A 21,264-nucleotide genomic window follows, 5' to 3' on the forward strand; every position below is an offset into this window, starting at 1 on the left:
TCGGTTGAACGAACGCACTTCAACGCACGTATCGACAACCCCGATCACATGGGGCTCTTTGATGGACGCAAACGCCCAAGTTGAACAGCTTCTCCCGGCCACCGACGCGGCAAACGCCGAAGTCAACGACCTGCGCTCCGCGCTGGCGCGGCTGGCGGGCGGTCCCGGCCAGCTTCACGAAACCGGTCGCGAAGTCGACCCGCACGCCGAACTGGCGGGCGTCTACAAGCGGATCGGCGCGGGAGAGTGAGATTGAAACTGAAGCTGAAGCTGAAGCCGTACTGTGAAACGAAGACGATCGGTGTCGCACGTTAAGGCTTGCGTCGCGGCTGGATGGTAAGCAGCGCCAAGCCGGCGCCTGCCAGTGCGCACATTGCCGAGACCAGCGCGACCGCGCGTAGCGCGGCGCCGAGCGACTCGGCCTGCGCCTGCTTAAGTTCGACTTCGGTCCCGTTTTGCGCCGATGCGGTTCCCGATCGCGCGGGGTGTGTCCCCGTGCCGGTTGCCGCAAGGCCGACTGCCGCGCGCTGCGCTTGCGGGATATGCAGCGCATCGAGCCGCGCGTCGAGCGCCGCATCGTGCGACCACACGAATACGATTCCCAGCACGGCAATCGCCAGCAAACCGGCGACCCGCGCGACTGCGTTGTTGATGCCCGACGCCACGCCGGTGCGTGCGATGGACACCGAGGCCATCACCGTGGTCGTCAATGGCGCGACCGTGATCGTCATGCCGAGCCCCAGCACGACCAGCGCCGGAAAAAAGCCGCGCCAGTAATCGCCCCGGACCCAGGGCAGCGCGAACATCGCGAAACCGGCGGCCGCGATGACCGGGCCGACGGCTAGCAACGCCCGCGCGCCATAGCGGCTCGTCAGGCCGCCCGTGAAACGCGACAGCAGCCCGATTATCACCGGCACCGGCAATAACGCGGCGCCCGCCTGAGTCGCGCTATAGCCATAAGCACGGATCAACGTGAACGGCAGAAAAAACAGCGCCCCGCCAAGGCCGAAATAGATCAGCAGCGTAACCAGATTCGCGCCGGCGAAGTCGCGTGAGCGGAACACGTCGAGCGGCATCATCGGATCGCGGGTCTTCGCTTCGAGTATCACGAAGGCGATCAATACGGCAATTCCGCCGGCCATCGACGCCAGCACCCAGCGGTCGTTGAAGCCGCGCGTCGAGGCGATGGTTAAACCGTAGGTGAGTGCTCCGAGCCCGGCTGCCGCAGTGGCCGCACCGGGCCAGTCGAGCTTGAGCGGTTGATTCGCATGATGCCCGGCGTCGTCATCCTGCCGGCTATCTTGCCGACTATCCGGCACGGCCATGATCGCCAGCGCGACGGTGGCGCAAGCAATCGGTACGTTCAGAAAGAAGATCGCGCGCCATGAAAACGCGTCCACGAGCCAGCCGCCTGCGACCGGTCCCAGCGCCGACGTGATTGCGCCGACGCCTGCCCATGTGCCGATTGCCTGGCCTCGCTCCTTGTCGTCGAACACCGAGCCGATGATGGCCAGGCTGCTCGGCACCAGCAGCGCCGCGCCGACGCCTTGCACCGCCCGCGCCACGATCAACGCGCCCACGCCCGGCGCCAGACCGCAAGCCACCGACGCGAGCGTAAACAGCACGATCCCGGCGATAAACACGCTGCGCCGCCCGAGCTTGTCGCCGAGCGAGCCGCCCACCAGCACCAGCGAGCCGAGGAACAGCAGGTAAGCATCGACGATCCACTGAATTGCTGCGACGCTCGCGCCCAGTTCGCTCTGAATGGACGGCAACGCGACGTTGACGACGGAGCCGTCGATAAACGCCATGCTGGAGCCCAGGATCGTCGCGGCTAGCGCGAGCTTTTTACGTCGACACGGATGGGTGAAGCTGAGCGGCTGCGCGCGGATGACCAGCGCGTCGCAGGGGCTGGCCTGAGCGGGCAGCGTGGAGGAGGGGCGGAGCGGGGAGTTCACGACGTGCTGATCGGCCAAGTCCACTCCGCTGCGGCTGAAGGGCCTTCAGGATAGCAACGCTGACGCCTGTGTGCAGATGCGCCGGCTTGAGGAGCGAGACGGTCTGCGTGACGCCGGCCGAACGGCGTTGCGTTGCGCTGAGTTGCGTTGCCGGGGATCCCAGTCGGGACTGGTGTGCCCCCCCGCTCAGCCATGCTCGTCAATCACACCATCGAGGGCGTCTGCCGCTCTGCCTCGTCGTCGGAATCCGCGCCACCGCTGCCGTTCGACGTACGGCTAGCCGGCGCCGGCTCCTGATGCAAGCGGTTCGCGTGCATCAGCCGATACAGCGTCGCGCGCGAAATACCCAACTCCGCCGCCGCCTCGGACAGCTTGTAGCCGTGCCGCTGCAACGCGTTCTCGATCGCGTCTTTCTCGGCCTTGCTGCGGATTTCCGCCAGCGTCACGGCGGGACCGTGGTCCGTCTCCGGCAAGCCGAGGTCGCTCGCGGTAATGAAGCGGCCTTCGCTCATCACCACCGCGCGCCGCACGCAATTGATCAGCTCGCGCACGTTGCCCGGCCACGGATAGTTCGACATCGCGACAATCGCGTCGCTCGACAACCCGCGCAGTTTGCGCGCGCCGTCCTGGCGGTACATGCTGAGCGCATAGTTGGCGAGCAGCTTGATGTCGCCGCCGCGTTCGCGCAACGGCGGCTCGACCAGACGCAGCACGCACAGCCGGTGATACAGGTCGGAGCGGAAGCGGCCGTCTTCGACCGCTTTGTCCAGATCGACGTGGGTCGCCGAAATCACCCGCACATCGACCTTGATCGGCCCGTTGCCGCCTAGCCGCTCGATCGTGCCTTCCTGCAGAAAGCGCAGCAGCACCGCCTGGCATTCGTGCGGCATATCGCCGATTTCATCGAGAAAGAGGGTGCCTTCATGGGCGCTTTCGATCCGGCCAATCTTGCGTTGCAGTGCGCCGGTAAAAGCGCCGCGTTCATGGCCGAACAGTTCGGCTTGCAGCAGGCTCGGCGGAATCGCCGCGCAATTGATCGCGACGAACGTGCGGCCGGCGCGAGGCGAGCGCTCGTGAATCGCGCGGGCGGTCAGTTCCTTGCCGGTGCCCGATTCACCGGCGACGAACACCGGCGCGTCGGTTGCGCTGCATTTGTCGATGCGCCGGTAGAGTTGTTGCATCGCTTCGCACTGGCCGACCATCCCATGCCGCCCAAGCGACGGCTCCGGCGTAACAGGGGCCTGGCGCAAACTCGACAGCCCATGCGCATGACCGAGCGCGAACACGAGCCGGTCGTTCAGCCAGGGCCGGGTCACGAAGTCGAAGCAGTAATCGAGAATGAAACGGCTGACCAGTTCGTTTTCCGCCTGGCCCGGCGCGATCTGCGCGACCCAGTTGGTTTCGACCCGACGCATGCACGAGGCCAGCGCGGACAGGTGTTGCGACGTGCACTCAGCAGGCAGTTCGACGAGGCCGACTTTGATATTGCCACGCTCCAGCATGCGTTCGGCGATCGCCGTGCTTTTTGCATGCACGGCTTGCCACCCGGAGCCCGCCAGAAAGTCGGCAAGTTTCTGATCGGGCGAGTTCGACACGTACAGAACCGAGCGTTCCGTGTCGACAGGCGTGCAAGTCGTAGTCATGTTACCCCCGGGTTCTATGCTGCTCTCAGGACTGCTGTTCGACGGCTGGACAGACCGGCAGGCAACGCCGGGCTACGGCTAACCAGATGGCCAGTGAAACGGGCCCGATCCACCTGCATGGATTCGGGCCTGACTTGCGCCACGGTGTTCAGGCTTTGCGGCCGCAGCCGCTTTTGAAGACGCGGCCGGTTCACGATAGCAGCAATGCGGAGGCTTGAAGCACGCCACGCGAAGCGCGACCTGCTACATCACGGACATTTAGCGGAAGAGCGTTCATGACTGAAACCGCCAGCGTATTTCGTCCCCGAATCACGGCAATCGTTTCTGCCTCGATGGCCTGATAAATAGGCTCTTATTGGCATATCGCCTAAAGATAAGCGAAAGCGCCCTGGAGCGCCATACAAACAGACTAAATCCGGCTGTGATTCGTGCGTAATGATACGGATGTGCACCGTTTAAAATTATTTCGTCAAGCCCTGCTGTGCTGGGTGCCCCACATAGTTTCGCATTTCATTTGCGTTTATCGCGGGACAAATCTGAGCGCGGCGCGACACAAAAATAATCTTCGTCATTCAACGTGTCTCAAGCTTGAGACACGTTGGGCACGCCGCTGCAAGCGCCGCTCCAACTGTGCGGGTACCGGCATATTTGACCGGACCGGCACGCAAACCACGGCCAGCGGGCCGGTGGGTGCGCGCGTGGGTCGCGCGCACCCACGTTAATGTTGCCGGACCGTGTGATTCGACGGCTTGATCACGTCTCACGAACGAATCATTGAACTATGCGAATCGACTGATTTAATAGGGCGGCGCAGCAAATATCCCGCAGCCAAAGGGTTTGGCGGTACATGGCATAGCCGTTGCAATAAGAGATTCGCAGCGGATGCATTAGCCGACCGGTCCACAGCACGGGGTAGTACGGGGGAAAAATACCGGCGGCGACATCAGGATTCGATGCGTGAAATCAGGCGCACGAAAATCCGGTAGACATTCGCGGGATGTCGTAAGCACGGCCGGGGAAAGCCAATGTGTCTTGCGAGTAAGCGGCGGGGCCACTCAAAAAAAGAGCATCGAATAAAACGGCGCGGACGAACGGTAAGCAGTGTCGATCAGCCGCGACCAGACGAGGTTAAGCGTTAATCGCCATTGTTCCGTCATCTGACGGCGGGTACGAAGTGAATAGCGATAGCGCGCAATAACGACAGGCGCCGCCCGCGCAGTGGCGGGCGACGCGCCGGACGGGGAATGCACAGCGCACGGATCAGGACCGGCCGGCGCGAAGAAGCGGGGAGAACCAGGCCACAACCTCCATAGAGAGGTGCAAGTACGAGGTGAACTGGGAGCCGTGTCCGTGGATTCACACGGGCACGGCCGCCTGGACATGGCCCGCAGCGCCGGGACTCATCTTTGGGGGTGTCATGAACCGAACGAACCGAACGAACCGAACAAACAGGACGAACAAGGCAACCGGAGAGGCCGGCAAGCTGGCCGCGTCGGTGCGGCTGGACCAGCAGGCTGCGCCAGGTGCCACACGCGCAAGCGGAGTCGCCTACCGTCGCCGCATCACCGCGTCGTCGCAGTTATTTGCCACGCCGCCGGTGGATCTGACGACGCTGGTCATCGCGCAGGAAATCAAACGCAAGGCGCAGGCAGAACTGCAGCGCGAAGTGTTGCGCGACACGGTTTATCAATACGACATGCCGGTCTCACGGGAACGCAACGACGAACGCAATGGATGGAACACCCCAGCTGAGTCCGATCAATAACCAATCTGAACGCCGGCGGCAGCCGGCGTGGCCTCGCCAACCGGGCGGCCTCAGCCCGGCGGAGACCTGACATGATCGCCATTTTCCTGATTTCCGCGAGCATCGAACACGCACAGCTCATCGTCGCGCGTCTTGAGGAAAGCGGCGTCCGTTACAGGTTGCGCACGGCTTATGGCAGCGCGCAGCAAATGCGCGCGCATGCCCGCGCCATCAAAAGCGCCGATCTGCTGATTGTCGATGACGATCAGCTGAATGCGCGTGAACTGGACGGCGTCGAGGAAGCGCTGGCCTGTTCGCCGTCGCTGCATTGCGTGCTGGTGACGCAGTCGCCGTCCACTGCGCTGCTGGGCGCGGCGATGCGGGTCGGCGTGCGGCACGTATTGAGCTGGCCGCTCGACTCGCAAGCAATCTGCGCCGCGATGACCCAGATCGAAGCCAGGAAAAATGCGCCGGAGCGCCGCGCGGGCCGGGTCGTGTCGCTGGCGTCTAGCAAGGGGGGCAGCGGCACCACGCTGATCGCCGTCAATCTGGCCTGCTCGCTCGCCGCGCAGCGCGAGCGTCGCGTGCTGCTGATCGATCTGAGCCAACAGTTCGGCGATGCCAGTCTGCTGATGGCCGACAAGCCGCCGCCCGCCACACTCGTCGACCTGTGCTCGAAAGTCGAGCGGATCGACGCCGCGCTGTTCGACTCCTGCGTGATGCACGTGCTGCCGAATCTCGACGTGCTGGCAGGCGCGGGCGATCCGCTGAAGGCCGCCGAACTGCTGCCCGCGCAGTTCGAGCGCATTCTGACGCTGGCGCGCGATCGCTATGACGCGGTGCTGATCGATGTTGGACAGAGTCTGAATCCGCTGACCATCCTCGCGCTCGATCAAAGCGACGCGATCTGCATGGTCGTGCGGCAAAACCTGCTTTACCTGCACGGCGGCCGGCGCATGCTCGATATCTTCCGCGAGCTGGGTTATCCGGCGAGCAAGGTTCGGGTGGTGGTCAACCAGTACGACAAGAATGCGCAGATCAATCTGCAGACACTCGAAAAAACGCTCGGCGCGAAGGTTGCACACCAGCTTCCGCGCGATGACCGGCAGGTCAACGAAGCGCTGAGCCGGGGCGTGCCGCTCGTGACGTCGGCGCGCGATAGTGCGCTGGCGCAAGGTATCCGTCTGCTCGGCGAGATGCTGTGGCCGGTGGTGGTCGAACGCCGGAAAGGCAGCATGCTGAGCCGGTTACTGGCGACATGGCCGAATTTGCCGCCGCAATTGAAGCCGGGGTTTGAAGCGGGTTGAGGTGGGCTTTATCGCGGCAGTCGAGCGGCGCTTATCCGCAAAGATCCGCGGCGCATCGTACCTGTGCTTATCGGCACTTGGTGCGGCACCACATGCGGAATCGGGTGCGGCTCCGGGTCATTCCGGGCGTATTTTGACGGTGTATGTTAAAAAGCCTGACCGCCCGATCAAGCCGAGAGAGACTCACGTGAGCGCAGCACCGTCCATGCAGACCGCCATCAGCGGTCTTAACGACATTGCGTCGATCCTGTCCAATCCCATTCTCAACACGGATTCGTACAAGGCTTCGCACTATCTGCAATATCCGCCAGAAGCGTCGGCGATGTTTTCGTACATCGAATCGCGGGGCGGCCGCTACGACCGTACGCTGTTCTTCGGCCTGCAAATGCTGATCAAGGAATATCTGTGCAGGCCGATCACGGCGGCCATGATCGATCAGGCCCACGCGTTTTTCAGCGCGCATGGCGAGCCGTTCAATGAAGCGGGCTGGCGTCACATCGTCGAACAATACGGCGGCTATTTGCCAGTGCGGATTCGCGCGGTGCCGGAAGGCTCGGTTGTGCCCACGCACAACGTGCTGGTCACCGTCGAATGCGACGATCCGCAAGTGTTCTGGCTCGCGTCGTATCTGGAGACCATGTTGTTGCGCGTGTGGTATCCCATCACCGTCGCGACGCAAAGCTGGCATTTGCGCGGCACCATCCGCAGCTATCTGCAGAAAAGCAGCGACGATCTCACGCAACTGCCGTTCAAGCTGCATGACTTCGGCGCGCGCGGGGTGTCGAGCGCGGAGTCGGCGGCGATCGGCGGCGCGGCGCATCTGGTCAGCTTCATGGGCTCCGATACGGTGCTCGGCGTGGCAGCGGCGAATCATTACTACAACGATCCCATGGCGGCGTTTTCCGTACCTGCCGCCGAACACAGCACGATCACGTCGTGGGGCCGCGAACGCGAAACCGACGCGTTTCGCAACATGATCGCGCGCTTCGGCAAGCCGGGCGCCATCGTCTCCGTGGTGTCCGATTCGTACGACCTGTTCGCGGCGCTAAAGGTATGGGGCACGGAGTTGAAGCAGGCCGTGATCGACTCCGGCGGCACGCTGGTAATCCGGCCTGATTCGGGCGATCCGTTGACCATCGTGTTGCAGACGCTGCGGGAACTTGACGCGTCGTTTGGTTCCGTGGTCAACGGCAAGGGGCGCCGCGTGCTCAACCATGTGCGTGTGATTCAGGGCGACGGCGTGAATCCCGACTCGATCGAAGCGATTCTTGCTGCGATGGATGAAGCCGGTTTCGCGGCCGATAACATCGTGTTCGGGATGGGCGGTGCGCTGTTGCAGCAGATCAATCGCGATACCCAGCGCTTCGCGATGAAGTGTTCGGCGATCCGCCTCGGCGACGAATGGCACGACGTGCGTAAGGACCCGGTCACGGACACCGGCAAGCGCTCGATGAAAGGCCGTTTGACGCTGCTGCAACATCGCCGCACGGGCGAGTATCGGACCACGACGCTGCCGGTTGTGTGGGACGAGAACACGGCTGAGGCGGATTGGGAAGAAGCGCTGGTAACCGTATTCGATTCCGGCAAGTTACTGATCGACGTGTCGCTGGCCGAGATCAGAAGCCGCGCGCATGCGGGCGAAGCCTGACCGGTTTCGCCGGCTTCACCGGGCGTTCACGCGGCCCATACCGTCACGCCCGCCGGATCGATATCGATCCGGCACGGCGTGCCCTCGCGCAGACGGCCGTCTTCGCTGGCAATGTCAAACCGTACCCCGGCGATATTCACACGGACATAGCGCTCGCCGCGCCGCAACTCGACTGAATCGATATGGCCTGCGTGAGCGCCGTTGGGGGCGATCAGAAGCGCACGCGACGACGCACGCCACATCACCTTCTGTCCTTCAGCTAGCGCAGGTCCGCTTTCCCGGGTGCCGATCGTCAGGCCTCGGGCGATTTCCACCTGCCCGTGCGCCCGCATCGAGCCTTCGCCCACGTTGTGCAAGCCGAGCAGCGCCGCGGCTCGCATCGAAGCCGGCCGTTCGAAGACCGCATCGATCGCACCGGCTTGTAACACGCGGCCTTGCTCGACCACGAGTACCTCGTCGGCCAGCAGCGCGGCTTCATCGGGATCGTGTGTGACGATAATCGTCACCGCTGAAATCTCGCGTTGCAACGCCCGCAGCGATTGCTGCAATAGACGTCGCCGTGGCGTGTCCAGTGCGGCAAACGGTTCGTCGAACAGCAGCAGTTCGCTATGGCGTGTCAGCGCACGCGCTAACGCAACCCGTTGCCGCTGACCGAACGACAACTGATGCGGCAAACGCGCGACAAGCTGCGAGAGACCCAGGTGATCGAGCCAGTAACGCGCGCTGGCAGGATCGGCATCGACGGGAAATGCCAGTTGCCGCGCGACGTTCATATGCGGAAACAGGCCGTAGTCTTGCGGCATATAACCAATCTGACGACGCTCGGGCGGCAGTGTCTGCAACTCGGTTGCGCCCAGCCGCACGTGGCTCGTTTCGTTCGATTCGAGTCCCGCGATCAGCCGCAGCGCCAGCGATTTGCCCGAGCCCGACGGCCCGATGATCGCCAGGCGCCGCGTCGCGGGTGTCCAGCCGAGGTCGAGGTCGAATGCGCCTAACTGGCGGCGTAAATGGAATGAGAGCCGAAGATCGTTGGCGTCGCCACGGCTGGCAGTAAGCTCTGCGGTATGCGCCGGTTCGAGCGCATCGTCGCCGTTTTCGGTCTGCTCGGCCGAGTTTGGTTGCCGAAGGCTGTAGATCGACAGCGCCGCGCACACAATGGCAATCGCGAGCGTGGGCAGCAGCAGCGGCATCATCGCTGGCAGCCCCTGGCCGCCGAATACCACGTACGTATAAACCGGCAACGAATAGGGGTGGTACGCAACCATCACCGTCGCGCCGAATTCGCCGAACGCACGCAGCCAGGCGAGTGCAAGTCCGGCGCGAATCGCGGGCCATGCAACCGGCAGCATCACGCGAAAGAAGCGGCTGTTCGCGTGATGACCCAGTGTGGCGGCGACATCGTCGAGAACGGGATCGACCGCGGCGAACGCCGATTTGGCCGCGATGATCAGAAACGGCGCAGCCACGAACACTTCCGCCAGCACGATGCCCGCGAATGAATCTGTCAACATGCCGCCGGTGAACCGCCCAATCCAGCTATACGGTCCCAGCAGAAACAGCAGCAGTACCCCGCTGGTCAGTGGCGGCAGCGCGAGCGGCAACTGCACGATGAAGCCGAGCAGCGCCATCCTGCGCGAGTTCGAGCGCGCCAGAAAATAGCCGAGCGGCACGCCACCCAGCAGGATCACGAACGACGCCACCGTCGCGCTCGCCGCCGACACACCCACCGCCGACCATGTCGCGCGCCAGTCGACATTCGCCCAGTCTGCGCTGCCGAGTTGCGGCACGCTCGCGATAAACGGAGCGCACAGGTAGACAGCGAGGAGCGCCGCCAGCCACAGCAGCGGACGCGCAGCGGCGCGTTTCACCAGCGGGTTGCGTTATTGGTTGGCGGCGTCGATCACGGCTTGCACCGAAGGCGGAATCGCCTGCACGCTGCCGGTGACGGTCGGCTTGACGACGTCCACGCCATGTTGCCTGAGCAGCGCGCGACCTTGCTCGCTCAACAGGAAGTCGACAAAGCTGACCGCGCCGGTGCGGTTCGGCGCGTCGTTGAGAATCGTCAGCGTATAGCTGGCTTTGGCCTGCAATTCGGGTGCGGGGTGAATCGCGGGAATCTTCAGGTCCGAGGTTTCCGTCGAGTAGAAGAAGCCTGCGTCGAGCTGGCCGGATTGCAGACGGCCAACCAGGGTTTCCTCAGGCAGTACCTGGTCGGGATTTTCCGGTGCGCCGAGCGTCTTCTCGACCAGATCCGGCTGATGGTAAAGGTCGGCTGCCTTCGTCACCATTTCAACGGTGAATGCGCCCTTCGGATCGAGCTTCGGATCGGTCCGGCCGATCCGGATGCCCGGTTCCTGCAATACCTGATCCCAGCGCTTGCTCTTGAATTGCGACGCGAATTTGCTCTGCGGGTTATAGCCGATCATCAACGGCGACTCGGCAAAATTCACATACCACGTGACGTGGTCGCCGTTCGCCTGGCCCATCAGGCTGGCGTTGACCTTCGGGCTTGCGCTGATGAACACGTCGCCGCGCCGCAGCTTGCCCTTGATCTCGTTGGCGATCTTGTTCGAACCCGCCGCATAGCCGCGGAACTGCTGGCCGGTGGCTTTCTCGAATGCGGGGCCGATGCTGCGCTCCATCAGGTTGACGAGCGAGCCGGCATACAACACGTTGACCGTGTTGTCCTGCGCGAAAGCGGGCGCGGCTGTCACGACACAGCTGACAGCCAGGACAGGCGCGACGAGAGAAGCGAGCAGCTTGCGAATCATTCGATAACCCCGATACGTTATAGAGAGCGCTATATTACGACGCCATTGCGTCGTGTTGTGTGGTGATGTGGCACAGCGTGCACATGCGCAGTTCGCAGGCAGTGACGTGCGTGGTTATCTGAGTGGCAGGATGTGCAGATAACTGGTACTGCCGTTGTGACTCGCGCGATCGATTGCATATAGCTTGCCGCGCAGCATGTCGACGGCGATGCCGCGCGCGTTTTGCAAGTTGTTGGCGAGCACGGTGATGGTGCCGTCCGGCGCGATGCGGCACAGGCCCGTGGCGTTGCATTTCGTATAGAGCGCGCCGTCCGGTGCGACGGCCAGCAGGTCAGGGCCGTTGATCTGCACGAACACCGTGCGCAGCGTGACCGGCTGCGATGCGCCGAGCAACCTGTTCAAGCTTGCCTCGACGATGTTGTTGTTCGCCTCGTCCGACACATAGACCGTGTCGCCGGATATGGCGATGCCGACCGGTTTGCCGAGGCCCGTCAGCAGGTCACGTTCCGTTGCGGTATGGGTGGCCGGATCGTAGGTGATCAGGCTCAGCGCGCCTTGTGGCGGATTGTTGCCGTTCTTGATGAACCATGTCGACAGCAGATGGTGCGAGCCGATCGAGATCAGACCGAGGCGGCGTCGCGATGGATCGGGGCCGCTGAATGCCACGACCTGATCCGCGCCGATGATGCCGAACACGGCGCCCGCCGTGCCGAAGCCGAAGCGCGCAACCATCAGCGCGCCGTCGTCGGTGAAGCTCAACTGGCTGAGGCTGGCCGGCTGGCCCGCCACCGTCGGCACGCTGGCGTAGTGCGCGAACGTGTGCGCATCGGACGACGACAGCACGCTGCTGGTCTGATCGTCGGTGATGAAGACGGCGCCGTCCAGTGGGCGCACTGCGACGCCATTCGCCGATGCACTGACGGCCACGCGTTGCGGCGCAACCGCAGGCTTGTTATGGGCGCAACCGGCGAGCGCGGCGATCAGGCCGCAGCTGACGAGCGCGAGGCGGGCAGTGCGTTGCAGCGAGGCTGAGAGGCGCATGTGATCTTCTCCTGAACGGCGCTGGCCGGATGCTCACGAATACTACTGCTGTCAGCAATAAAACCGTTTCCGGTCCATGCGCCGATATGCGCGGCGATATATTGCGTATCGGCGCCGATGCGTACCGGTGCCGCCAGCGCAGCGTAATATACACACGGGTATAGCGAATGAACAGGCCGCGCTGCGCGTCGATGCTGGAGATAACCGACTATGGATACTGTGAATGTGATTGCCGCGCCCGCCGTCGATGGTGCGCTTGTCCTGAGCGGGCGGTTCCAGCGGCCGTTATCGATTGGCCTCGATCAACTGCGTCGCTACGACAGTCACATCGCGACGCCTTTCGATCTGCGTTGCTACACGACCAACCGGTTTATCCGCAGTGTGGAGCCCTATCGCGGGGTGCGGCTGACTACGCTGATCGAAGAAGCGGGTCTGCCGAACGAGATTCCGGGCGAGTTCAAGCGGACGGTGTTCGTTGCCGTTGGACACGATGGTTATGTCGTGACGTTCTCGTGGCACGAACTCTTCAATACGCCGGTCGGCGAGAACGTGCTGGTCGCTTATGAGTGCGGTGGCCGCGCGCTGGATGCGCAGGACGGCGCGCCGATTCTGTTTTCCGGTGCGGACATTCTGCCCGCGCCTCGCCACGTCAAGCGGCTTGCGCGGATCGAAGCGCAGGTGCTGGCGCCGCTGGGTTAGCTGAGTAGGCAGGCGCGGGCGTAATATAGGCCGCTGTTCATTGCCGTGTCGTGGTCATGTCTGACGATCCGCTTTCATTCGAATCCACAGTAAGTGCTGCGACGTTTGCCGGGGCCGGCCCGCTCGCGTTGCCGAGCGATTCGCAGGCTGCTGCGTGTATGCAGAAATGGCTAGCCATTGCCGCCGACACGACCTCTGTCGACACGCAACTGTTCGCCAAACTGCTTGCCGCGCGCGACGTGCGCCACGAACTTGCGCTGCTGGGTCTGCAACGACGCGAGTGGAATGCGTTGTGGTCCCGGCATTTTGCATCTTCAACCGCGCCAGGATCAGCCGACGCGAAACGCATCGACGAAGCTACGCTCATCCCCGGTCTTGTCGCCCACGAACACGCCGACTTCGTGCGCACGCTTCATGCGCTGTTGCTCAGCCACGCAAGCCCTGAAGTCAACGCCCACGACGCGTACGACCTCGCTACCATCATCGCCCATGCGTGCCTGCGCCCCGACCATTTGTGGCGCGACCTTGGCCTCGCCGGTCGCGACGAAGTCACGTGGATGTTGACGCGTTACTTCCCGACACTCGTCGCGCGGAATGTCGCGAACCTTCGCTGGAAGAAATTCCTCGCCGGACAACGCGCGCTTTCGTTGGGCTTAACGCCCGGTCCCGCGCCTGGTTGTCCGGGCTGCGAAGACTACGGTTTCTGCTTCCCATCGCCGCGCTAGACGCCGTTTGGCCAGGATGGCAGCGCGAGGCCGTTCGTGTATGCTTTCGCGCATGGCTGACACCCCCAAAACCAAACCTGCACCAGCGTCGAAATCCCGCAAGGCGCGTCCCGAAGTGCGCTTCAGAATGCGTATCCGCAGCGGCGGCGCGGTCGCGCTCGGACCGGGCAAAGTCGACCTGCTCGAAGCCGTGCGCGAACATGGTTCGATCTCGGCAGCGGCCCGCAGCCTCGACATGTCTTATCGTCGCGCATGGTTGCTGATCGACGAGTTGAACCGCTCGCTCAAATCGCCGGCCACGCATTCGGAGCAGGGTGGTCAAAGCGGCGGTGGCTGCACGCTCACGCCGGTGGGTGAAAGCATCATTCGGCTCTATCGCGATGTCGAAGAAGAAGCGCAGCGAAGTTGCGCGAAGCAGATCGCGGAGCTGACTCGCATGATCCGTTCGTGAGTAGATCTTTTGCCTTGAATGCTGCAGGCGCGCGTCACCGCGTAGCTTGCTGCGTGCGCCCGTGTCAGCTATGCCGCAAGCAGAATGCCGAAGGCGGCGCATTGCCGAGTTGAGCGAGATGCTCGGGATGCAGCCGCGCCATCAATTCGATGAAACTCGCGACGCTGGCAGTGCGTAACGGGTGATAGTCGATCTGATGACGCTCGCAGACCCGCTTGAGCGTATTCATCGAATCATGATCGATGCAGTCCACCGGGAACACCACGATATCCGCGCCCGGCAGCGCGGCGGCAAGCAGCCCTTTACGATCTTCGACGCCGCCATCGTGCACCAGCAGATCGCCGCCGGCGGCTTCCACCAGACGCTTGAGCGCGGCGTTCGAGCCGGGCCTGCCGCCCACATAGACAATCCGCTTGCCATGCACACTATCGAGGCTCGCCCGGCGCATGCTGGTGCCGCTCGCGGCATCGGCAGTATCGACGGTGGCGCGTTCCAGTGCGTCGCATTCGCTCTGCACCAGCTTGAGCAGCGCCAGCGCCTGATCGTGGCTCTTGCGTAGCGCGAGTGCCGCTTCCTGTTCCTGAAGCGTGCGCTGTTCGGCAGCTTCGCGGCGGCTCGTATGCAACGCTATCCGCTGATCGGCATCCTCCAGGCGCTCGCGCAGACGCTGCAGTTCGACTTCGGAATCGCGGGCATCGGCGGGAAGCTGGCGAGCTGTCTGCGCGCTGAGTCGTGCGATCTGTTCGTGGAGCGCGACGATCGTCGCATCGCGCTGCGTGCTGAGTTCCTGCAGACGGCTTTGTTGCCGTTCCACTTTTTCTTTCAGCGCGGCGTTTTCTTCTTCCAGTGCAACCAGCCTGCGAATATCCGCGCGATTGGCGGCGCCCACCAGATGCGACAGCATGTGCAATTCGCCGAACGCTTTCTGACGAACCGGCATGGTCGCGAACGGATGCGTCATCAATGCCCAGTAAGCCGGTGGGATGTCGCCGTTTTTTAGCGCTTCGTCCCAGAGCTTGAGGAGATCGACATCATCGGCGGCTTTGTCGAAGCGGCGGATCGCGCCCGCGTAGTGCTCGTCGAGCAACTTGTGCAGCGCTTTGGCGCCCGCGCCACCTTCAATCGCCAGTTCGACCGCGGAGTGATGAATCTCCAGATCGCTTGCATCGCGGCGATCGAGTCCGGTGAATCTGGGGACCAGCTTGCGCAATTCGTGCGTGCTCAGACAGGTGCCGATGATCGAACAATGCAGATGGCCGTCGAGTTCGGACAGGCGCGCGCGTCGGCGGGTGTGGGTCGCCAGCGATACCCTGGCGGGCGTGCAACAGGGATCAGCGGCTGCGCTCATGCCGGTGCCGGCAAGCTCGTCGCCGGACAGGTTCAGACGCGACGGCTGGGCGAGACGAAACGGGGGCGTGTTCATGAAGACCTCGAATCCGGTTCGGCATCGGACGGATTGAATTGGGTGAGCGCATCGCCGGTATATTTCAGCGGATATAACGGGCGGCAAAAAAAAGCGCTCATAAGCGGCTATTTCGAGTCAGTCCGGCACGCGCGCAAGCTCGGGCTCGGCGCGCACTTTGCGCGGCTTCGCACTGGCACTGGCACTGGCGTGGGCTTGGGCGGAGGCGCCTGGCGGCATGGTTGCCCCGTTCGCGACGGCTGCCGACACGCGCCGTCGGGCGAGCGTGCGTTGACCGGCGAGCGCTGCGGCATCGGCGCCGGTCGCCCGTGCGTGCTGTTCCAGCACGTGCCCGACACACAGGCCGACAAAGGCGGCGTCGAGCCGTTCGAGTTCCGTTACCACTTTGCGTAACGCGGCCACGTCGTTGCTGGATGCGTCGGAGAAAATCGCGTCGCGCAATTGTTCGGCGGGGCGTGCGTCTTCGATGGTGGCCTTCAGGTCGCGCAAACGGACGAACGACGCCGCTCTCGCCTGGTCGGCGAGGATCGACAGCAACTGGTTCAGCGAATGCGAGCCGGACGTGCCGACCGACGCGAAATTCAACTGATCGTCGGTCAGCATCAGCACGAAACGCTGCACGCTGCCGTACAGACGCCGGTACGCGTCGACCACATCGCGGATCGATTCGGCCCGGCCACGCTCGGACGTCGATTTCACGGCGACGATGGTCGACGAAATCTCGTCGGCGACGTGCTGGCCGCGTCTGACGGGATCGGATAAAGGGGCTCGACTACGCACTGCTAATGGCTCCTGCTGTCTGTTTTGCTTCGTCGCATAACCTGGGAAGCCTTTAAACACGGGCTTCTCCAGTGCCGCGAAGGCTACCGTGATATTCGACAGGATATAACGAAAGACGCCCCGCGTGTTGAACCCAGACGCCGCTTGTCACTGTGACGAAAGGGCGGCGACGGAGGTTTATTCCAGCGTTTCAGGGCGCCGGGCGAAGTCGAGAAATGCGTTGACGGCCGGTGCGCGCTCGTACTTCCGGAATGCGATCGCGATCTCCGACGGAATCGGCTGACCGGCAATCGTCCGGTAGACGACTCCCGGCAACGCGAGGCAGTCGGCGAGCGTATGCGGGACGACGGCCACGTAGCCGCCGAGCGACACGCAGGCGAGCACCGCCGCGAGCGTGCCGGGGCGTGGACCGAGCCGGGCGGAAAAGCGCCCGCGACGCGCGAGTTCGAACATGCCGGCTTCCTGTTCCGGCAGCACGAAACACTGGTCGCGCAGTTGCACGGGCCGGATAGCCGCAGACGCGGCCAGCGGGGAGTCGGCGGGTAAGGCAAGGACGAACCGGTCGCGATGGACGGTGCTGGCCTGAATGCCGTCGTCGAGCGTCATGGGCGGGCGTACGTAGGCCGCGTCGAGCAGGCCGTCGCGCAGCATGGCGGCGACGCTGTCCATCGGCACTTCGCGAATCGACATGTCAACGCCAGGGTGGGTGGCGCGGAATCCGCCCACGGCGCGCTGCAATACGCCCGCATAAGCCGCCGACGCCACGTACCCCACCTCGACCCGGCCCAGTTCGCCGCGCTCGGCTTGCAACGCGCGCTCTTCGCCTCGAGCCAGATGGTCGAGCGCGACGAGCGCCTCGGCGAGATAGGCGCTGCCCGCCGCGCTCAGTGCCACCGAACGCTTCGTGCGATGGAACAGCCGCACGCCGAGCAGCCTCTCGGCTTCCTGGATCAGCTTGGTGAGCGACGGCGCGGCGATGCCGAGTTCGTCGGCGGCACGCGAGAAATGAAGCTGCCGCGCGACGCAAACGAAGGCATGAATATGACGGAGTTCGAGTTGCCGCATGGTTTTCAGTATTGCCGAAAAAGCTAATTATTCTGTGATTCTATGTCAATGACTGGAAATACACGCTTCGATACCATTGGCTCACTTCGATCCATTTCCGGCCGCTCGCATGTCCAATCCTTCAGTTCCTCGCTCATCGTCTTCGGAAAACAACCCAGCGTTCGTGCTCGCCACCGCGTCGGCCACCTGCGCGCTGATCGTGCTGGATACCAATGTGGTAGCGGTCTCGCTGCCGTCTATTGCCCGCTCGTTTCACGCCAGTTTCGCCGACGTCGAATGGGTGGTCAGCGCGTACATGGTCGCGTTCGCTGCCTGCCTGCTGCCGGCCGGCGCGCTGGCCGATCGTGTCGGCCGCAAGCGGATGCTGCTGATCGGCCTCGCCGTATTTTTTCTGGCGTCGCTCGGCTGCGGGATGGCGCCGTCGGCGCTAGCGCTGAACGTGGCGCGGGCGGTGAAGGGTGTCGGCGCGGCGATGTTGCTGACAGCGGCGCTTGCGGTGATCGCGAATAGTTTTAGCGAGGGACCCGCCCGGGTGCGCGCGTGGGCCGTCTGGGGCATGTGCATGGGACTCGCGACCACGGTGGCGCCGCTGATTGGCGGCGTCATCACGCAATGGCTCGGCTGGCGCTGGATCTTTCTGCTCAACCTACCCGTCTGCGCGGTGCTCGCGTGCTGTGCGTCGCGTGCGCTTCGGGAGTCGCGCAACCCCGCGCCGGGGCCGCTCGACGGCGCCGGCAGTCTGCTGTTCGGACTCGCGCTAGCGCTGGGCATCTGGGCGCTGATCGAAGTGCCCACGGACGGCATCGCAAGCTGGCCCACGTGTGCGAGGCTCGTCGCGTGCGTGCTTCTGTTCGGCACGTTCATCCACGTGCAGCGGACCCGCGGACATGCAATGGTCGATCTGGCGTTGTTCCGGCAACCGCGCTTTGTTGCCGCCGTGCTGGCGATGTTCGGCTACGCGGCTTGCGCCCAGGTAATGATGACGTTCCTGCCGCTGTATTTGCAGAACGCGTTCGGGTTGTCGGCGGTGGCGGCGGGTGTCGGCATGCTGCCGTTCGCGCTGGCGATGGTGATTGGGCCTTACATCGGCGCAGCGTTGGGAAAGCGGGTTCCACCGATCACGTTGCTATCCGCCGGTCTGCTCATCATCGCGCTCGGCAATCTGCTGACGGCGCTGGCCTCGGCGGCATCGACGGGATGGCTGGCAACCGGCAGCGAGCGCTATGCATGCGTCGCGCTCGGCATGATCGTGACGGGCCTGGGTGCGGGGATTCTGAACGGCGACACGCAGAAGGCGATCATGGCTTGCGTGCCGTCCCAGCGAACCGGCATGGCGTCCGGCATCAGTACGACGACCCGTTTCACGGCCATCGTCACATCCGTCGGGGTGCTGGGCGCGGTGCTCGCGGCGCGCGCGCATGCCGTGTTTATTGCGGCCGCGCCGATGACGTCCGACGTCAAAGCCGCGCTCGACGCCGGTTTCATGTCGCGCGTTCTGGCCGGCGACACCGCGCAGGCCACCGCGCATCTGCCGGCCGGCGCGCGGGCCGCGCTCACGTCGGCGGCTCAGCTGAGCTTTGCCGGTGGCTTCGCGGCCGCATTGTGCGTGGCGGGGTTGGTGGCCGCGTCGGTCGCGATGGGGGTGTGGCTGCTCGGCGGCAGGCGCGAGACTGTACGCACGCAGCCGATGGTGTCGAACGGATAGCGAATCGACGTGCCCTTGACGATCGTTTTCCGATATCGTGTGCTGCAAGCTCGCCGTAAAATGCGGGCGAACGCTTTTTCGAGCCGCGGCCCGCGGCTCTCTGGTAACGCACCACACGACAACAATGAGCCATCCGAACACCGAACTGATCGAACGTTTCTACACCGCCTTCCAGCGACGCGACGCGCAAACCATGGTCGCCTGCTATGCCGACGACGTCGTTTTCAGCGATCCCGCTTTCGGCGAACTACGCGGCGACGAAGCGCGCGACATGTGGCGCCTGCTGGTTGAGCGTGCGCAGGACTTCTCGCTGACGTTCGACAGCGTTGAAGCCGACGACCAGACGGGCCGCGCGCATTGGGTGGCCAGCTATCTGTTCAGCCAGACAGGCCGCTCGGTCATCAACCGGATCGACGCGCGCTTTGTGTTTCGCGACGGTCTGATCGTCGAGCACCGCGATAGCTTCAGCTTGTATCAATGGCTGCGCCAGGCAATGGGTATCAGAGGGGCACTGCTCGGCTGGTCGCCGCTCGTGCATCGCGCGATCCGGGCGCAGGCACGCAGGGGGCTCGCGCTTTATCGTCAGCGTGAGGGGCGTGATTGACGCTGGTGCGTCACGCGGCGCGCCGCGTCGCACCTGGTATGATTCAGACGGTTGAATCCTTGTTCTTCAGGCAGACCAGCGAGGAGTGCCATGCCAGTAGTCGATGCCGCGTGGGAAGCGTGGCTGAGCAGCAACGTGACGCGCGGCTGCAGTCCTGAGTCGATGATCGAGGCAATGGTGGGCGCCGGGTTCGCCGCCCATGCCGCCAGTGCGGCGGTCAACCAGGCGTTTGGCCGGGCGCCGGCGGAGGTCGCCGCGACCAGCGGCGCCACGGCGGCCGCAACCGAGGCCGTGCTCGCCAGGGCTGCACCGCAAACCTATCAATACGACGACGCGCCGGTGGCGCGTGGCAATGTGATCCGTGCGGATGATCGCGATGTGCGCGTGCTGATGCGCTGCGAACGGCCGCAGGTAATCGTGTTTGCCGATGTGTTGTCGGCGCAGGAGTGCGACGAGATGATCGAGCGTTCGCGGCATCGGCTGAAACGCTCTACCACGGTCAATCCCGCCACGGGCAAGGAGGACGTGATACGCAACCGGACCAGCGAAGGTATCTGGTATCAGCGTGGCGAAGACCCGTTCATCGAGAAGCTCGACCGGCGTATTGCGAGCCTGATGAACTGGCCGGTTGAAAACGGCGAAGGGCTGCAGATTCTTCACTACGGCACCACCGGCGAGTACCGCCCGCATTTCGATTACTTTCCACCCGATCAACCGGGCAGTGCCGTTCATACCGCGCAAGGCGGTCAGCGGGTGGCGACGCTCGTCATCTATCTGAACGATGTCCCCGATGGCGGCGAAACGATTTTTCCTGAAGCGGGTATGTCGGTCGCGGCGAGCAAGGGCGGGGCGGTGTACTTCCGCTACATGAACGGTCAGCGTCAACTCGATCCGTTGACCTTGCATGGCGGTGCGCCCGTGCTGGGCGGCGACAAGTGGATCATGACGAAGTGGATGCGCGAGCGTGCTTACTGAGGTAGTGGCCGACGCGCACGCCGCGGCGTTTTTTCTGCGTTAGTCGGCTGCCTGACCGGCGGCTGCATTGCCGGTGGAAGAGCCCGTGAACCACTGCTTCAATGCGCTGCGGCCCGTTGTATATCCCATTCTCATGATCATCAGGCCGATGGCTGCGCCAGCAATCTGATCGAGCATCGGCAGACCCGCCAGGCTGCCTGCGAGGCCCAACGTGGCGACCAATGCCGACACGGCATCAACGCGCGCATGCAACGCGCTCGCCATCAGCAGCGATGAACCGGTGCGACGGCTTTCGGCACGCAGATAGCGGAACAGTGCTTCCTTGGTGACCATGACGAAGCCGCTCACGGCAAGCGCGCCGACATGCATCGCGGTGCTGCCGGTCAACGCCGATGTTTGCGACACGCTATTCCACAGCATTTCTGTTGCGGTGACGATCAGTACCGCCGCGATGAACAGCGACGCGAGCGACTGCTCGACGCTGTTATCGGCACTGTGCGCGGGATGTGCGTTGCGCCCGTTGCGGGTCTTCGCACTCAGGTGCTTTGCGCTGAAGTACAGCACGATCAGCACGACGGCGTCGGCGGCCAGATCGCTGAGTGTGTGAATGCCGTCCGCGAACAGGCCATCCGAATTGGCAGTGAGGCCGAGCGCGATTTGCATCGATGAGAGAAACGCGTTGAGCAGCGCGCTGGCGGAGGCGGCCTTAAACAAGGTGGCCGCCG

At 63.7% G+C, this 21,264-nt stretch carries 19 protein-coding genes; 10 read left to right on the plus strand and 9 right to left on the minus strand.

All coding sequences use genetic code 11. From position 1 onward, the window contains the following. Positions 1 to 61 precede the first annotated feature (61 nt). Positions 62 to 250, plus strand: a complete 189-nt coding sequence (locus tag LMG28727_RS04955; protein WP_201641180.1) for a hypothetical protein — start codon at positions 62 to 64, stop codon at positions 248 to 250. Positions 251 to 311: 61 nt separating this feature from the next. On the opposite strand, the gene LMG28727_RS04960 is transcribed toward LMG28727_RS04955, so the two are convergent. Then, positions 312 to 1,958: an MFS transporter gene (locus LMG28727_RS04960; RefSeq protein ID WP_236591606.1), complete on the minus strand. Its 1,647-nt coding sequence runs from the start codon at positions 1,956 to 1,958 to the stop codon at positions 312 to 314. 203 nt (positions 1,959 to 2,161) lie between these two features. Further along, the gene (locus LMG28727_RS04965) at positions 2,162 to 3,601 is read right to left on the minus strand and encodes a sigma-54-dependent transcriptional regulator (protein ID WP_201641182.1); all 1,440 of its coding nucleotides are present in this window, start codon (positions 3,599 to 3,601) and stop codon (positions 2,162 to 2,164) included. A gap of 1,417 nt (positions 3,602 to 5,018) precedes the next feature. On the opposite strand from LMG28727_RS04965, the gene LMG28727_RS04970 reads away from it, so the two are divergent. From LMG28727_RS04970 to LMG28727_RS04980, 3 genes are all read left to right on the plus strand, one after another. Further along, a complete protein-coding gene (locus LMG28727_RS04970) occupies positions 5,019 to 5,366 on the plus strand; it encodes a hypothetical protein (RefSeq protein ID WP_236591607.1) in 348 nt (115 codons plus the stop codon). 71 nt (positions 5,367 to 5,437) lie between these two features. Further along, entirely contained in the window at positions 5,438 to 6,652 is a 1,215-nt protein-coding gene (locus LMG28727_RS04975) for an AAA family ATPase (RefSeq protein WP_201641183.1), read from the plus strand. 205 nt (positions 6,653 to 6,857) lie between these two features. Next, positions 6,858 to 8,300, plus strand: coding sequence for a nicotinate phosphoribosyltransferase (locus tag LMG28727_RS04980; RefSeq protein ID WP_201641184.1), 1,443 nt, complete (start codon positions 6,858 to 6,860; stop codon positions 8,298 to 8,300). Between the two features lie 26 nt (positions 8,301 to 8,326). Here the strand turns inward: LMG28727_RS04980 and LMG28727_RS04985 are convergent, their stop codons facing one another. The 3 genes from LMG28727_RS04985 to LMG28727_RS04995 form a co-directional block, all read right to left on the minus strand. Further along, positions 8,327 to 10,168: an ATP-binding cassette domain-containing protein gene (locus tag LMG28727_RS04985; protein WP_201641185.1), complete on the minus strand. Its 1,842-nt coding sequence runs from the start codon at positions 10,166 to 10,168 to the stop codon at positions 8,327 to 8,329. A 12-nt stretch (positions 10,169 to 10,180) separates the two neighbouring features. Then, positions 10,181 to 11,071 (minus strand): extracellular solute-binding protein, encoded by an 891-nt coding sequence (locus LMG28727_RS04990; RefSeq protein WP_201641186.1) that lies wholly within the window; start codon positions 11,069 to 11,071, stop codon positions 10,181 to 10,183. Between the two features lie 114 nt (positions 11,072 to 11,185). Next, positions 11,186 to 12,112, minus strand: a complete 927-nt coding sequence (locus tag LMG28727_RS04995; protein WP_201641187.1) for an NHL repeat-containing protein — start codon at positions 12,110 to 12,112, stop codon at positions 11,186 to 11,188. Between the two features lie 210 nt (positions 12,113 to 12,322). Here LMG28727_RS04995 and LMG28727_RS05000 point away from each other — a divergent pair, with 210 nt between their 5' ends. The 3 genes from LMG28727_RS05000 (at position 12,323) to LMG28727_RS05010 (ending at position 13,987) form a co-directional block, all read left to right on the plus strand. Then, the gene (locus tag LMG28727_RS05000) at positions 12,323 to 12,811 is read left to right on the plus strand and encodes a molybdopterin-dependent oxidoreductase (RefSeq protein ID WP_201641188.1); all 489 of its coding nucleotides are present in this window, start codon (positions 12,323 to 12,325) and stop codon (positions 12,809 to 12,811) included. 158 nt (positions 12,812 to 12,969) lie between these two features. Then, the gene (locus LMG28727_RS05005) at positions 12,970 to 13,536 is read left to right on the plus strand and encodes a nitrogen fixation protein NifQ (RefSeq protein WP_201641371.1); all 567 of its coding nucleotides are present in this window, start codon (positions 12,970 to 12,972) and stop codon (positions 13,534 to 13,536) included. A 52-nt stretch (positions 13,537 to 13,588) separates the two neighbouring features. Continuing rightward, positions 13,589 to 13,987, plus strand: coding sequence for a winged helix-turn-helix domain-containing protein (locus LMG28727_RS05010; protein ID WP_236591608.1), 399 nt, complete (start codon positions 13,589 to 13,591; stop codon positions 13,985 to 13,987). A 64-nt stretch (positions 13,988 to 14,051) separates the two neighbouring features. Here LMG28727_RS05010 and LMG28727_RS05015 read toward each other — a convergent pair whose 3' ends face one another. The 3 genes from LMG28727_RS05015 to LMG28727_RS05025 all read right to left on the minus strand — a co-directional run bounded on the left by LMG28727_RS05015 (position 14,052) and on the right by LMG28727_RS05025 (position 17,255). Continuing rightward, on the minus strand, positions 14,052 to 15,410 hold the full coding sequence (locus LMG28727_RS05015) for a DUF2325 domain-containing protein (protein WP_201641189.1): 1,359 nt from the start codon (positions 15,408 to 15,410) through the stop codon (positions 14,052 to 14,054). 117 nt (positions 15,411 to 15,527) lie between these two features. Then, entirely contained in the window at positions 15,528 to 16,190 is a 663-nt protein-coding gene (locus tag LMG28727_RS05020; protein ID WP_201641190.1) for a hypothetical protein, read from the minus strand. Between the two features lie 177 nt (positions 16,191 to 16,367). Beyond that, positions 16,368 to 17,255: a LysR family transcriptional regulator gene (locus LMG28727_RS05025; RefSeq protein ID WP_201641191.1), complete on the minus strand. Its 888-nt coding sequence runs from the start codon at positions 17,253 to 17,255 to the stop codon at positions 16,368 to 16,370. Between the two features lie 109 nt (positions 17,256 to 17,364). Here LMG28727_RS05025 and LMG28727_RS05030 point away from each other — a divergent pair, with 109 nt between their 5' ends. From LMG28727_RS05030 to LMG28727_RS05040, 3 genes are all read left to right on the plus strand, one after another. Beyond that, the gene (locus LMG28727_RS05030) at positions 17,365 to 18,960 is read left to right on the plus strand and encodes an MFS transporter (RefSeq protein ID WP_201641192.1); all 1,596 of its coding nucleotides are present in this window, start codon (positions 17,365 to 17,367) and stop codon (positions 18,958 to 18,960) included. A 124-nt stretch (positions 18,961 to 19,084) separates the two neighbouring features. Then, positions 19,085 to 19,564, plus strand: a complete 480-nt coding sequence (locus LMG28727_RS05035; RefSeq protein WP_201641193.1) for a nuclear transport factor 2 family protein — start codon at positions 19,085 to 19,087, stop codon at positions 19,562 to 19,564. Between the two features lie 90 nt (positions 19,565 to 19,654). Further along, positions 19,655 to 20,539: a 2OG-Fe(II) oxygenase gene (locus tag LMG28727_RS05040; RefSeq protein WP_201641194.1), complete on the plus strand. Its 885-nt coding sequence runs from the start codon at positions 19,655 to 19,657 to the stop codon at positions 20,537 to 20,539. Positions 20,540 to 20,578: 39 nt separating this feature from the next. Here LMG28727_RS05040 and LMG28727_RS05045 read toward each other — a convergent pair whose 3' ends face one another. Then, positions 20,579 to 21,253, minus strand: coding sequence for a cation diffusion facilitator family transporter (locus LMG28727_RS05045; protein WP_201641195.1), 675 nt, complete (start codon positions 21,251 to 21,253; stop codon positions 20,579 to 20,581). Positions 21,254 to 21,264: the final 11 nt, after the last annotated feature.

Origin of the sequence: Paraburkholderia metrosideri, from assembly GCF_904848625.1 — a bacterium.
Classification (GTDB): Bacteria; Pseudomonadota; Gammaproteobacteria; order Burkholderiales; family Burkholderiaceae; genus Paraburkholderia; species Paraburkholderia metrosideri.

Excerpts from the sequence above, each read along its gene's own strand:
- LMG28727_RS04955 (WP_201641180.1), top strand. The coding sequence starts at position 62 with ATGGACGCAAACGCCCAAGTTGAACAGCTTCTCCCGGCCACCGACGCG.
- LMG28727_RS04965 (WP_201641182.1), bottom strand. The coding sequence starts at position 3,601 with ATGACTACGACTTGCACGCCTGTCGACACGGAACGCTCGGTTCTGTAC.
- LMG28727_RS04970 (WP_236591607.1), top strand. The coding sequence starts at position 5,019 with ATGAACCGAACGAACCGAACGAACCGAACAAACAGGACGAACAAGGCA.
- LMG28727_RS04975 (WP_201641183.1), top strand. The coding sequence starts at position 5,438 with ATGATCGCCATTTTCCTGATTTCCGCGAGCATCGAACACGCACAGCTC.
- LMG28727_RS04980 (WP_201641184.1), top strand. The coding sequence starts at position 6,858 with ATGCAGACCGCCATCAGCGGTCTTAACGACATTGCGTCGATCCTGTCC.
- LMG28727_RS04990 (WP_201641186.1), bottom strand. The coding sequence starts at position 11,071 with ATGATTCGCAAGCTGCTCGCTTCTCTCGTCGCGCCTGTCCTGGCTGTC.
- LMG28727_RS04995 (WP_201641187.1), bottom strand. The coding sequence starts at position 12,112 with ATGCGCCTCTCAGCCTCGCTGCAACGCACTGCCCGCCTCGCGCTCGTC.
- LMG28727_RS05000 (WP_201641188.1), top strand. The coding sequence starts at position 12,323 with ATGGATACTGTGAATGTGATTGCCGCGCCCGCCGTCGATGGTGCGCTT.
- LMG28727_RS05005 (WP_201641371.1), top strand. The coding sequence starts at position 12,970 with ATGCAGAAATGGCTAGCCATTGCCGCCGACACGACCTCTGTCGACACG.
- LMG28727_RS05010 (WP_236591608.1), top strand. The coding sequence starts at position 13,589 with ATGGCTGACACCCCCAAAACCAAACCTGCACCAGCGTCGAAATCCCGC.
- LMG28727_RS05015 (WP_201641189.1), bottom strand. The coding sequence starts at position 15,410 with ATGAACACGCCCCCGTTTCGTCTCGCCCAGCCGTCGCGTCTGAACCTG.
- LMG28727_RS05025 (WP_201641191.1), bottom strand. The coding sequence starts at position 17,255 with ATGCGGCAACTCGAACTCCGTCATATTCATGCCTTCGTTTGCGTCGCG.
- LMG28727_RS05030 (WP_201641192.1), top strand. The coding sequence starts at position 17,365 with ATGTCCAATCCTTCAGTTCCTCGCTCATCGTCTTCGGAAAACAACCCA.
- LMG28727_RS05035 (WP_201641193.1), top strand. The coding sequence starts at position 19,085 with ATGAGCCATCCGAACACCGAACTGATCGAACGTTTCTACACCGCCTTC.
- LMG28727_RS05040 (WP_201641194.1), top strand. The coding sequence starts at position 19,655 with ATGCCAGTAGTCGATGCCGCGTGGGAAGCGTGGCTGAGCAGCAACGTG.